We start from the raw sequence: 13,155 nt of genomic DNA on the forward strand, positions 1-13,155 counted from the left end.
AAACCACCCACGCTCCTTCCAGGATGCGGGGATGGGCACGCAGCCTACAGCGTTCTGGCCGCCTTGAACCCGAACAGCCACGCCAGCAGGCGCGCCGGGAACTGGCCGATGGCCTGGTTGTACTGCAGCGCCGCATCGTTGAACTGCCGGGTGGCCAGCGCATTCTGGGCCACCAGCTCCTGCCATCGCTGGGCCCACAGGGGCAGCGCCGCACCCTCGCCGGGTGCTGGCGGAACCTCCGCGACGCGCACCATGGCCAGCCAGGCGGCCTCCAGCACCTCGCGCCCCGTCAGCAGCGCAGCCGCGGCGCCGGCATCCAGCGGGCGGGCCCGCGCGACGGCCAGCGACGCACCGAACTGGGTGGTGGCGGCCCACAGCGCCGCCCGCGCATCGGCATGGGCCGCGGGCGCGGGACCCTGCGCGGCCTCGTATTCGCCCAGCATGGCCATCATGCGCATGAGGTGTGCGTCCAGGCCCCCGAAGGCCTGGATGGCGGCCGAGCGCAATCGCACGATCCGGTTGTAGGCACCCACGGCCCAGAACAGCAGCAGGGCAAGAAAAATCCAGGAGGACAGCATTGCGTCTGCCGAGCCCGCAGGGGTCCGCGGGCTCGGCGCAAAAAAGAGAAAACGGATAAGAAAACGCTCCCGGTCTGCCAAAGCGCAGAGCGGGAGCGTTTCAGGGAGCGTACCGTGGCTTATTGGGCCGTGGCGTCGCCCAGGCTGGTGGTGCTTTCGACGTCGGACGAGTCTTCGGTCGTGGCAGCCATTTCAGCGGCTTCGGCATCGGCGATGGCACGGCGCTCGGCGTCGTCCATGGCTTCCTTGGCCTTGCGCGCCTGGTGGTAGGCCAGGCCGGTACCGGCAGGGATCAGGCGACCCACGATGACGTTTTCCTTCAGGCCACGCAGCTCGTCGCGCTTGCCCATGATGGCAGCCTCGGTGAGCACGCGGGTCGTTTCCTGGAAGGAAGCGGCCGAGATGAAGGAATCGGTCGACAGCGAAGCCTTGGTGATCCCCAGCAGCACGTTGCTGTACGTCGAAGGGATCTTGCCTGCGGCCTGCAGCGCCTCGTTGGTGTTCAGGATCTCCGAACGCTCGACCTGCTCGCCGGCGATGTAGTTGGACTCGCCCGGGGCCTCGACCACGACACGGCGCAGCATCTGGCGAACGATCACCTCGATGTGCTTGTCGTTGATCTTCACGCCCTGCAAGCGGTACACGTCCTGCACTTCATCGACGATGTAGCGCGACAGCTCTTCGATGCCCAGGAGGCGCAGGATGTCCTGCGGGTCGGCCGGACCGTCCACCACGGACTCGCCCTTGTTCACGACCTGGCCTTCGTGCACCAGGATGTTCTTTTCCTTGGGGATCAGTTCATCCCAGACCTTGCCGTCCGGATCGGTGATCTGCAGGCGCACCTTGCCCTTGGTTTCCTTGCCGAAGGACACCGTGCCGGTGATCTCGGCCAGCATGCCCTTGTCCTTGGGCGAGCGCGCTTCGAACAGTTCGGCCACGCGGGGCAGACCGCCGGTAATGTCGCGGGTCTTCTGGCCTTCGACCGGAATCCGCGCCAGCACTTCGCCGGGGCCCACGTCCTGGCCATCACGCACCTGGATCAGCGAGCCGATCTGGAAGCCGATGGTCACCGAGTGGTCGGTGCCGGGGATCTTCACTTCCTGGCCTTGCGCGTCGATCAGCTTGACCTGAGGGCGCACCACCTTGGCGGAGCCGCGGCGCTTCGGATCGATCACGACCAGCGTGGACAGACCCGTCACATCGTCCACCTGCTTGGCGACCGTGAGGCCTTCCTCGACGTTCTCGAACTTCACCTGGCCGGCGAACTCCGTGATGATCGGGCGGGTCAGCGGGTCCCAGTTGGCGAGGATGGTGCCGGCCTTGACCGTCTGGTCGGCCTTGACCGCCAGCGTCGCACCGTACGGCACCTTGTGGCGCTCGCGCTCGCGGCCGTGTTCGTCATGGATGACGATCTCGCCGGAACGGGCGATCACCACCAGCTCGCCCTTGGTGTTGCTCACGTAGCGCATCGTGGCGTTGAAGCCGATCACGCCATTGGACTTGGCCTCCACGCTCGATGCGATGGCAGCGCGCGAAGCGGCGCCACCGATGTGGAACGTGCGCATGGTCAGCTGCGTGCCGGGTTCGCCGATGGACTGGGCAGCGATCACCCCCACGGCTTCGCCGAGGTTGATCAGGCCGCCGCGGCCCAGATCGCGTCCGTAGCACTTGGCGCACAGGCCGTAGCGGGTTTCGCAGGTCAGCGCCGTGCGCACCTTCACCTCGTCCACGCCGGCGACTTCGAGTTCCTCGATGAGGTCTTCGTCGAGCATCTGGCCGGCAGGGGCCAGCACTGCGCGCGTTTCGGGATGCAGCACTTCGTCGGCCGTGGTGCGGCCCAGGATACGGTCGCGCAGCGATTCGATGACTTCACCGCCCTCGACGATGGCGCGCATCAGCGAGCCATTGGAGGTGCCGCAGTCTTCTTCGGTCACCACGAGATCCTGCGTCACATCCACCAGACGGCGGGTGAGGTAGCCCGAGTTGGCCGTCTTCAGCGCCGTATCCGCCAGGCCCTTACGGGCACCGTGGGTGGAGATGAAGTACTGCAACACGTTCAGCCCTTCACGGAAGTTGGCCGTGATGGGGGTCTCGATGATGGAGCCGTCCGGCTTGGCCATCAGGCCGCGCATGCCGGCCAGCTGGCGAATCTGCGCTGCGGAGCCGCGGGCGCCGGAGTCGGCCATCATGTAGATGGAGTTGAACGACTCCTGGTCCACCTCGTTGCCGTGGCGGTCGGTGGTCTTTTGCTTGGCCAGCTGGGCCATCATGACCTTCGACACTTCGTCGCCGGCCTTGCCCCAGATGTCCACCACCTTGTTGTAGCGTTCGCCAGCCGTCACCAGACCGGACACGTACTGCTGTTCGATCTCCTTCACTTCCTTCTCGGAACGCTCGATGATCCCGGCCTTTTGCGGCGGCACCAGCATGTCGTCCACGCAGATGGAAATACCGGCGCGCGTGGCGAGGCGGAAACCGTTCTGCAGCAGCTTGTCGGCGAAAACCACCGTCTCCTTCAGGCCGCACTTGCGGAAGCTCACGTTGATGAGCTTGGAGATTTCCTTCTTCTTCAGCGCCTTGTTGATGTTGCTGAAGGGCAGGCCCTTGGGCAGGATCTCGGACAGCAGCGCACGGCCGGCCGTCGTTTCCACCAGCGACGTGGAAGGCACGAATTCACGCGTTTCCTTGTCCTTGGTCCACTCGGTCAGACGCACCGTGATGCGCGCGGCCAGTTCGACCTCGTTGGCATCGAGCGCGCGCTGCACTTCGCCGGTGTCGGCGAATACCAGGCCTTCGCCCTTGCCGTTGATGCGATCGCGGGTGGCGTAGTACAGGCCCAGCACCACGTCTTGCGACGGGACGATGGAAGGCTCGCCCGAGGCCGGGAACAGCACGTTGTTGGAGGCCAGCATCAGCGTGCGGGCTTCCATCTGCGCTTCCACGGACAGCGGCACGTGAACGGCCATCTGGTCACCGTCGAAGTCGGCGTTGAAGGCCGCGCAGACGAGCGGGTGCAGCTGAATGGCCTTGCCTTCGATCAGGATGGGCTCGAACGCCTGGATACCCAAACGGTGCAGCGTGGGCGCACGGTTCAGCATGACCGGGTGTTCCTTGATGACCTCTTCCAGGATGTCCCACACCACCGGCGTGCCGGATTCGACTTCCTTCTTGGCGGCCTTGATCGTCGTCGCGATGCCCATGGCTTCGAGGCGCGAGAAGATGAAAGGCTTGAACAGCTCCAGCGCCATCAGCTTGGGCAGACCGCACTGGTGCAGCTTGAGCGTCGGGCCCACGGTGATCACGGAACGACCGGAGTAGTCCACGCGCTTGCCCAGCAAGTTCTGGCGGAAGCGACCGCTCTTGCCCTTGATCATGTCGGCCAGCGACTTGAGGGCGCGCTTGTTCGCGCCCGTCATGGCCTTGCCACGGCGGCCGTTGTCCAGCAGCGAATCGACGGCTTCCTGCAGCATGCGCTTTTCGTTGCGCGCGATGATTTCCGGGGCCTTCAGCTCCAGCAGGCGGCGCAGACGCGAGTTGCGGTTGATGACGCGGCGATACAGGTCGTTCAGGTCGGAGGTCGCGAAGCGGCCGCCGTCCAGCGGCACCAGCGGACGCAGGTCCGGCGGCAGCACGGGCAGCACGTCCAGCACCATCCACTCGGGCTTGATGCCGGACTTCTTGAAGGCTTCCAGCACCTTCAGGCGCTTGGCGTTCTTCTTGACCTTGACTTCGGAGCCGGTCAGGTCGCCGCGCAGCTTTTCGATTTCGAGATCGATATCGATGGCTTCGAGCAGGTCCTTGATGCCTTCCGCGCCCATCTTGGCGATGAACTCGTCGCCGTATTCCTTGCGCTTGGCGTCGTAGTCGTCCTCGGACATGATGCTGAACTTCTTCAGCGGGGTCATGCCGGGGTCGGTCACCACATACGCTTCGAAGTACAGCACGCGCTCGATGTCGCGCAGCGTCATGTCCAGCACCAGGCCCAGGCGCGATGGCAGCGACTTCAGGAACCAGATGTGGGCGCAAGGCGCGGCCAGATCGATGTGGCCCATGCGCTCGCGGCGCACCTTGGTCTGCGTGACTTCAACGCCGCACTTCTCGCAGATCACACCGCGGTGCTTGAGGCGCTTGTACTTGCCGCACAGGCATTCGTAGTCCTTGATGGGACCAAAAATTTTGGCGCAGAACAGACCATCGCGTTCGGGCTTGAACGTGCGGTAGTTGATGGTCTCGGGCTTCTTCACTTCGCCGAAAGACCACGAACGGATCTTCTCGGGCGACGCCATGCCGATGCGGATGGCATCGAAATGCTCGTCCGGGGTGAATTGCTTGAACAGGTCGAGTAGTGACTTCATAAACCTAGTCCCTTCGATTAAGAACGTTCGAGTTCGATGTCCAGGCCCAGGGAACGGATTTCCTTGACCAGCACATTGAACGATTCCGGCATGCCGGCCTCGATGGCGTGTTCGCCCTTGACGATGCTCTCGTACACCTTGGTACGGCCCTGCACGTCGTCGGACTTCACGGTCAGCATTTCCTGCAGCACGTAAGCGGCGCCATAAGCTTCCAGCGCCCACACTTCCATTTCCCCGAAACGCTGGCCACCGAACTGGGCCTTGCCGCCCAGAGGCTGCTGCGTCACGAGCGAGTAAGGACCCGTGGAGCGGGCATGCATCTTGTCGTCCACCAAATGGTGCAGCTTCAGGTAATGCATGTAGCCGATGGTGGTCGGGCGATCGAAGCGCTCGCCGGTGCGGCCGTCGAACAGGTACGCCTGCGTGCGTGCGGAGGTCAGGCCCTTGCGCTCGGCGATGTCGTCCGGATAGGCGATCTTGAGCATGTCCTTGATCTCTTCTTCCGAAGCGCCGTCAAACACCGGGGTGGCATACGGCACGCCGTTGGTGAGGTGGCCGGCCATGGCCATCAGCTCATCGTCGTTGAACTGCGACAGGTCTTCCTTGCGGCCGCGCGAGTTGTACACCTCTTCGAGGAACTTGCGCATGTCGGCCGCCTTGGCCTGCTCCTGCAGCATGTTGCCGATGCGCTGGCCGATGCCCTTGCCGGCCCAGCCCAAGTGCACTTCGAGCACCTGTCCGATGTTCATGCGCGATGGCACGCCCAGCGGGTTCAGCACGATGTCGGCAGGGGTGCCGTCGGCCATGTAGGGCATGTCTTCGACCGGAACGATCTTGGACACCACACCCTTGTTGCCGTGGCGGCCGGCCATCTTGTCGCCGGGCTGCAGGCGGCGCTTGACGGCCAGGTACACCTTGACCATCTTCAACACGCCCGCGGGCAGCTCGTCGCCTTGCGTGAGCTTCTTGCGCTTTTCCTCGAAAGCCAGATCGAAGCTGTGGCGCGTCTGCTCCAACGAGTTCTTGATCGACTCGAGCTGCGTGGCCACTTCGTCTTCCGCCGGGCGGATGTCAAACCAGTGGAACTTCTCGACGGAGGCCAGGTAGGCCTTGTCGATCTTCGTGCCCTTGGCCAGCTTTTGCGGGCCGCCGTTGGCCACGCGGCCGTTCAGCAGCTTTTCGATCCGGTCGAACGCGTCGGCTTCCACGATGCGCAACTGGTCGTTCAGGTCCAGGCGGAAGCGCTTGAGCTCGTCGTCGATGATCTGCTGGGCGCGCTTATCGCGCTGGATGCCTTCGCGGGTGAACACCTGCACGTCGATCACAGTGCCTTGCGAGCCCTGGTCCACGCGCAGCGAGGTGTCCTTCACGTCGGAGGCCTTCTCGCCGAAGATGGCGCGCAGCAGCTTCTCTTCTGGCGTCAGCGTGGTCTCGCCCTTCGGCGTGACCTTGCCCACCAGCGTATCGCCGGGCTGCACTTCGGCACCCACGTAGATGATGCCGGACTCGTCCAGGCGGTTCAGCTGCTGTTCCGACAGGTTCGGAATGTCGCGCGTGATTTCTTCGGCGCCCAGCTTCGTGTCGCGCGCCATGACCACCAGTTCCTCGATGTGGATCGAGGTGTAGCGGTCTTCTGCCACGACGCGTTCGGAGATCAGGATCGAATCTTCGAAGTTGTAGCCGTTCCAGGGCATGAACGCGATCAGCATGTTCTGGCCGATGGCGATTTCGCCGAAGTCCGTCGATGCGCCGTCGGCGATCACATCCCCCTTGGCCAGCACATCGCCCTTCTGGACGATGGGGCGCTGGTGGATGTTGGTGTTCTGGTTGGAACGCTGGTACTTGATGAGGTTGTAGATGTCCACACCCACTTCACCGGCCACCGCTTCCGCGTCGTTCACGCGGACCACGATGCGGGTCGCATCCACATAGTCCACCACACCACCGCGGTTGGCGGTCACCACGGTGCCCGAGTCCACAGCGGCCACGCGCTCGATACCGGTGCCCACCATGGGCTTTTCCGGACGCAGCACAGGCACGGCCTGGCGGGACATGTTGGCGCCCATCAGTGCGCGGTTCGCGTCGTCGTGCTCAAGGAACGGCACGAGCGAGGCGGCCACCGATACGATCTGTGCAGGCGACACGTCCATGTACTGCACGCGCTCGGCGCTCAGCAAGGTCGACTCGCCCTTTTCACGTGCCGACACCAGATCGCCCGTGAGGCGGCCTTCCTTGTCGAGCGTGGCATTCGCCTGGGCGATCACGTACTTGCCTTCTTCGATGGCGGAGAGGTAATCGATCTGGTCGGTCACCTTGCCGTCCACCACACGGCGGTATGGGGTTTCAATGAAACCGTATTCGTTCAGGCGGGCGTACAGGGCCAGCGAGTTGATCAGCCCGATGTTCGGGCCTTCCGGCGTTTCGATCGGGCACACGCGGCCATAGTGGGTCACGTGCACGTCGCGCACCTCGAAACCGGCACGCTCGCGGGTCAGACCACCCGGGCCAAGGGCCGATACGCGGCGCTTGTGGGTGATTTCGGCCAGCGGGTTGGTCTGGTCCATGAACTGCGACAGCTGGGACGCACCGAAGAACTCCTTGAGCGCCGCGGAAATCGGCTTGGAGTTGATCAGGTCGTGCGGCATCAGCGGCTCTTGCTCGGCCTGGCCCAGACGCTCCTTCACGGCCTTCTCGATGCGCGCCAGACCGGTGCGGTACTGGTTCTCGGCCAGCTCGCCCACGCAACGCACGCGGCGGTTGCCCAGGTGATCGATGTCATCGACTTCGCCGTTGCCGTTGCGCAGGTCCACGAGGATCTTGACCACGGCCAGGATGTCTTCGTTGGAGAGCACCATCGGGCCGGTGGATTCGTCGCGGCCGATCTTGGCGTTGAACTTCATGCGCCCCACGCGCGACAGGTCGTACGTGTCGGGGTTGTAGAAGAGGCGCTGGAACAAGGCCTGCACCGCGTCTTCCGTCGGCGGCTCGCCGGGGCGCATCATGCGGTAGATCGCCACGCGCGCAGCGAATTCGTCCACCGTTTCGTCGATGCGCAGCGTCTGCGAGATGTAGGCGCCCTGGTCGAGTTCGTTCGTGTAGATGACCTGCAGGTCCTGCACGCCGGCGGAGCGCAGCTTCTTGAGCAGCGCTTCGGTCAACTCTTCGTTGGCCTTGGCAATGATTTCGCCGGTGTCGCCGTCGACGATGTTGCGCGCCACCACGCGGCCGATCAGGAAGTCTTCGGGCACGCTGATGTGCGTGGTGCCGGACTGCTCCAGTTCGCGGGTGTGGCGGGCGGTGACGCGCTTGTCCTTGGCCACGACCACTTTGCCCGACTTGTCGGTGATGTCGAAACGCGCCACTTCGCCACGCAGGCGGTCGGAGACGAACTCCATCTGCGCGCCGCTGTCCATCAGGCGGAAGTTGTCGTTGACGAAGAAGTTTGCCAGGATCGATTCGGGGTTCAGGCCGATGGCCTTCAGCAGGATCGTGACCGGCATCTTGCGGCGGCGGTCCACGCGGAAATACAGGATGTCCTTCGGATCGAACTCGAAGTCCAGCCACGAACCGCGGTAGGGAATGATGCGCGCCGAAAACAGCAGCTTGCCCGAGCTGTGGGTCTTGCCCTTGTCGTGCTCGAAGAACACACCGGGCGAGCGGTGCAGCTGCGAAACGATCACACGTTCCGTGCCGTTGATGATGAACGAGCCCTTGTCGGTCATCAAAGGCACCTCGCCCATGTAGACCTCTTGCTCCTTCACTTCCTTGACGACCTTGGACTGCGACGTGGAGGACTCGCGGTCATAGATGATCAACTGCACCTTGGCCCGCACGGCCGAGGCAAAAGTCAAACCACGAGTCTGGCATTCACGCACATCGAATGCCGGCTTGGCGAGGTTGTACTCGATGAACTTCATCTCGACAAACCCATTGTGCGAGACGATCGGGAAAGCAGCGTCGAACGCGGCCTGCAAGCCTTCTACGGTTCTTTTCTGGGGGGCTTTGTCAGCTTGCAGGAACGCGGTGTATGCGTCCTTCTGCATCTGCAGCAGGTAAGGGACTTCCAGCACGCTGTCGCGGCTGCCGAAACTTTTGCGAATTCGCTTGCGTTCGGTATAGGAATAGGCCATGAGATCTCCGGGCAAAGACATGAGTCCTGGGTCTTCGACGACTGACCTGCAAGGGCGCTTCCTTGCAGGCTTGGCGGTTGGCCACTACCAACCATGGCGGACGGCGATGCGTTGCACATCACCCGAACCAAGGTATCTTCTGCTGTCGGGATGGTCAGAAGACACTAGAAAGCAGTGGCGTGGGCACTGCTTTCTGGTGCGCTCTGGGCGTGAACCCCATAAGCACCAAAGGCTGGGAGCCCTTGCGGAGCCCCCAGCCCTGGAATCCAGGCGAATTACTTGAGTTCAGCCTTGGCGCCAGCTTCTACCAGCTTCTTGACGGCAGCTTCGGCGTCGGCCTTGGCAATGCCTTCCTTGACGTTCTTCGGAGCGCCGTCCACCAGGTCCTTGGCTTCCTTGAGGCCCAGGCCGGTGATTTCGCGCACGGCCTTGATCACGGACACCTTGTTGGCGCCGGCTTCGGTCAGCACAACGTTGAATTCCGTTTGCTCTTCTGCAGCTGCAGCAGCACCGCCGCCACCGCCAGCAGCAGGAGCGGCCATAGCGGCTGCGCTCACGCCAAACTTTTCTTCAATGGCCTTCACCAGCTCATTGAGTTCCAGAACCGTCATGCTGTCCAGCGCGGTCAAAAATGCGTCTTTATCGAATGCCATTTTTATTTCCTAACAATTGGTTGGTTGTCTGCCGGGCAATCAAGCCGCGACAGGTTCGGCGGCCGTTTCGGCAGCGCCTTCGCCTTTTTTGGCCGCCAACGCGCCCAGCACAACGGCCGTACGCGAAATGGGGGACATAAGCAAGCCGCAAATCTGAGCCAACAGAACTTCCTTGGGAGGAATATTAGCCAGTTGCTTAACGCCGTTGATATCCAGGGCTTTGCCACCGAAAGCGCCACCGCGAATCACCAACTTGTCGTTGGTCTTAGCGAAATCGGCCACCACCTTAGCGGCAGCCACAGCGTCTTCGGAGAAGCCATAGATCAGCGGACCGGTCATCTGGTCTGCCACCACGTCAAACGCGCTGCCAGCCACAGCACGGCGAGCCAGGGTGTTCTTCAGAACACTCAGGGTCACGCCCTTGCTGCGAGCATCAACACGCAGTTTGGTCATGTCGGCGACCGTGATGCCACGGTACTCCGCGATCACAAGCGTTTGAGCTTTAGCGGCGAGGCTGGTCACTTCACTGATGACCGCTTCTTTCTCACTGCGATTAAGACTCAAGGTCTACTCCTTAAAATGCGCACTCGGCACAGGCCTCGTACACGCTCTTGTTGCAGCGACCAACTGTTCAGGAAAATTTTCCATCTGCAGCGGGATCGCCATCTGCGTTGGCATCACTGTGGATTTAAGCGCGACCGGTTCGCGCACCAACGGTCTTGGATGGCCTGCGGCGACCGAAGCAGCCGCAGCCCACCACATCGAACCCATCCAAGGACGGATTCGAAGATTTCTTGCAATTACGCTGCGATGGATTGCGTATCCACGCGGACACCCAGGCCCATCGTGGAAGACACCGCCACCTTGCGCAGGTACACGCCCTTGCTGGTTGCAGGCTTGGCCTTGGTCAGCGCTTCGATCAACGCAGCCAAGTTGCCTTGCAGCTTGTCGTTGTCGAACGAGCGGCGACCAATCGTGCTGTGCACGATACCGGCCTTGTCGACGCGGAATTGCACTTGACCTGCCTTGGCGTTCTTCACGGCCGTAGCGACGTCAGGCGTCACGGTGCCCACCTTGGGGTTGGGCATCAGACCGCGTGGACCGAGGATTTGACCCAGCGTACCGACAACGCGCATGGCGTCGGGGGCGGCGATCACCACGTCGAAAGGCATGTCACCGGCCTTGACCATCGCGGCCAGGTCGTCCATGCCAACGATGTCAGCGCCAGCAGCCTTGGCTTCTTCAGCCTTGGCGCCTTGGGCAAACACCGCCACACGGGTCGTCTTGCCAGTACCGTTTGGCAGCACCACGGCACCACGAACCACTTGGTCAGACTTCTTGGCATCAATGCCAAGCTGAACGGCCACATCGATGGATTCGTCGAACTTGGCCGTAGCGGCTTCCTTCACGATCACGACGGCGTCAGCGAACGCGTACAGCTTGTTGCTGTCGACTTTGCCTTGCAGGGCTTTTTGCTTCTTGGTCAGCTTGGCCATTTTATAAACCCTCCACCGTCACGCCCATCGAGCGAGCGGAACCAGCCAGCGTGCGCACAGCGGCGTCGACATTTGCAGCGTTCATGTCCTTCATCTTGGTCTTGGCGATCTCTTCGAGCTGCGCGCGCGTGATCTTTCCGACCTTGGTGCTCAATGCGTTGGCAGAGCCCTTTTCAAGCTTGATGGCCTTCTTGATCAAGGTCGTCGCAGGCGGCGTCTTGATGATGAAGGTGAAGCTCTTGTCTGCAAATGCCGTGATGACCACTGGCAGGGGCAGACCTGGCTCGACACCTTGGGTCTGCGCGTTGAACGCCTTGCAGAACTCCATGATGTTAAGACCACGTTGACCCAAAGCAGGGCCGATTGGTGGGGATGGATTGGCCTTACCAGCTGGAACTTGCAGCTTGATAAAACCGACGATTTTTTTCGCCATGGTTTACTCCTTGCGGGTATTAGCGCTTAGGCCACGGCCTCAGCTCCCCGGGGTTTACGACTCATCAAACAATTCGCACCGAGTCGAAAAATGCGAATCCAAACAATCAGGTTTTTTCGACCTGACCAAATTCCAACTCTACGGGCGTAGAACGGCCGAAGATCATCACGGACACGCGCACCCGGCTTTTTTCGTAATTGACTTCTTCGACAGAGCCATTGAAATCAGTGAACGGACCTTCTTTAACCCGAACCAGTTCACCCACCATGAACTCAATCTTGTGCCGAGGCTTGTCTGTGCCTTCCTGCATTTGGCTGACGATCTTCTGAACTTCTTCTTCAGAAATAGGAGCCGGGCGATTCTTGGCACCACCAACAAAACCCGTCACCTTGTTCGTATGCTTGACCAAATGCCAGGTGTCATCGTCCATGACCATTTCCACGAACACATAGCCGGGAAAGAGTCGACGTTCAGTGGTCTTGCGCTGACCATTCTTCATTTCAACGACCTCTTCGGTCGGAACGAGAATGCGGCCGAACTTCTGCTGCATGCCAGCGCGACCGATGCGCTCCACGATGTTGCGCTCAACCGCCTTTTCCATGCCGGAATAAGCGTGAACGATGTACCACCGCAAATCAGGATTCACAGGAGTGGCCGGGCTGGCAGCGTCAGTGCCGCTGACTTCGATAGCGTCCGTCATTACTTTCTCCACCCCAGAATCAAATCGTACAAAACCCATTCCAAGGTCTTGTCGGTGAACCAGAGAAACAGCGCCATGATGACGACAAACGCAAAAACGTATGCCGTCATTTGAAGTGTCTCTTTCCGCGTGGGCCAGACAACCTTCTTGACTTCACGCCAAGCATCCTGCGCGAAGCCTACAAATTGACGCCCAGGCTCGGACACCAAGAACACAGCCACCGCAATTGCAAGCCCGACAAACAGCGCAGCCCATTGAACGATCGGCCCTTGCTTTCCCAGCAAATAGAATCCGGCAATCGCTGCAAGAACAATTGCCACCACCGCAGCGAGCTTGGCTTTATCAGCGCCAGTACTAACAGTTTCAACTTGAGACGTGGCCATACTTAACTGGTTTCTTACTTTAAGTTTCGGCATCCACAAGACACCGAAGCCCGCCAGGGCCTGGCGGGCTTGTAATTGCCACGATCAAGTGGCAGGGGCAGTAGGAATCGAACCTACAACCTTCGGTTTTGGAGACCGACGCTCTGCCAATTGAGCTATACCCCTACATTCACGCTTTAAGCAATGATCTTGGCCACGACGCCGGCGCCGACGGTGCGACCGCCTTCACGGATGGCGAAGCGCAGGCCTTCTTCCATGGCGATGGGGTTGATCAGCTTGACGGTGATCGACACGTTGTCACCGGGCATGACCATTTCCTTGTCGGCTGGCAGCTCGATGGCGCCAGTCACGTCGGTCGTGCGGAAGTAGAACTGAGGACGGTAGTTGTTGAAGAAAGGCGTGTGACGGCCACCTTCGTCCTTGGACA

The 13,155-nt window shown here is 61.4% G+C and carries 10 protein-coding genes and 1 tRNA gene; all 11 read right to left on the reverse strand.

Features of this window, described 5'->3' with window-relative positions; all coding sequences use genetic code 11:
* Window positions 1–44: 44 nt before the first annotated feature.
* Window positions 45–578 (reverse strand): LemA family protein, encoded by a 534-nt coding sequence (locus tag AVAK2825_RS21425; protein ID WP_272566791.1) that lies wholly within the window; start codon window positions 576–578, stop codon window positions 45–47.
* A 119-nt stretch (window positions 579–697) separates the two neighbouring features.
* On the reverse strand, window positions 698–4,933 hold the full coding sequence (gene rpoC / locus AVAK2825_RS21430) for a DNA-directed RNA polymerase subunit beta' (protein WP_272566789.1): 4,236 nt from the start codon (window positions 4,931–4,933) through the stop codon (window positions 698–700).
* A 17-nt stretch (window positions 4,934–4,950) separates the two neighbouring features.
* A complete protein-coding gene (rpoB, locus tag AVAK2825_RS21435) occupies window positions 4,951–9,063 on the reverse strand; it encodes a DNA-directed RNA polymerase subunit beta (protein WP_284402486.1) in 4,113 nt (1,370 codons plus the stop codon).
* A gap of 275 nt (window positions 9,064–9,338) precedes the next feature.
* A complete protein-coding gene (gene rplL / locus AVAK2825_RS21440; protein WP_272550599.1) occupies window positions 9,339–9,716 on the reverse strand; it encodes a 50S ribosomal protein L7/L12 in 378 nt (125 codons plus the stop codon).
* A gap of 39 nt (window positions 9,717–9,755) precedes the next feature.
* Window positions 9,756–10,280: a 50S ribosomal protein L10 gene (gene rplJ, locus AVAK2825_RS21445; RefSeq protein WP_272566785.1), complete on the reverse strand. Its 525-nt coding sequence runs from the start codon at window positions 10,278–10,280 to the stop codon at window positions 9,756–9,758.
* 236 nt (window positions 10,281–10,516) lie between these two features.
* A complete protein-coding gene (gene rplA / locus AVAK2825_RS21450; protein ID WP_272566783.1) occupies window positions 10,517–11,212 on the reverse strand; it encodes a 50S ribosomal protein L1 in 696 nt (231 codons plus the stop codon).
* Between the two features lies 1 nt (window position 11,213).
* Window positions 11,214–11,645 carry a 50S ribosomal protein L11 gene (gene rplK / locus AVAK2825_RS21455; protein ID WP_092941599.1) on the reverse strand — a complete coding sequence of 144 codons (432 nt, stop codon included), beginning with the start codon at window positions 11,643–11,645 and terminating at the stop codon, window positions 11,214–11,216.
* A gap of 106 nt (window positions 11,646–11,751) precedes the next feature.
* Window positions 11,752–12,345, reverse strand: coding sequence for a transcription termination/antitermination protein NusG (gene nusG, locus AVAK2825_RS21460; protein WP_272566782.1), 594 nt, complete (start codon window positions 12,343–12,345; stop codon window positions 11,752–11,754).
* Window positions 12,345–12,728, reverse strand: coding sequence for a preprotein translocase subunit SecE (secE, locus tag AVAK2825_RS21465; RefSeq protein ID WP_284402488.1), 384 nt, complete (start codon window positions 12,726–12,728; stop codon window positions 12,345–12,347). Before secE ends, nusG begins: the two co-directional genes overlap by 1 nt.
* An 89-nt stretch (window positions 12,729–12,817) precedes the next feature.
* Window positions 12,818–12,893: transfer RNA gene (locus AVAK2825_RS21470), tRNA-Trp, on the reverse strand.
* Window positions 12,894–12,904: 11 nt separating this feature from the next.
* On the reverse strand, window positions 12,905–13,155 hold a 251-nt coding region (locus AVAK2825_RS21475; RefSeq protein WP_502870580.1), incomplete at its 5' end, for an EF-Tu C-terminal domain-related protein.

The organism is Acidovorax sp. SUPP2825 (assembly GCF_030158995.1).
Classification (GTDB): domain Bacteria; phylum Pseudomonadota; class Gammaproteobacteria; order Burkholderiales; family Burkholderiaceae_C; genus Paracidovorax.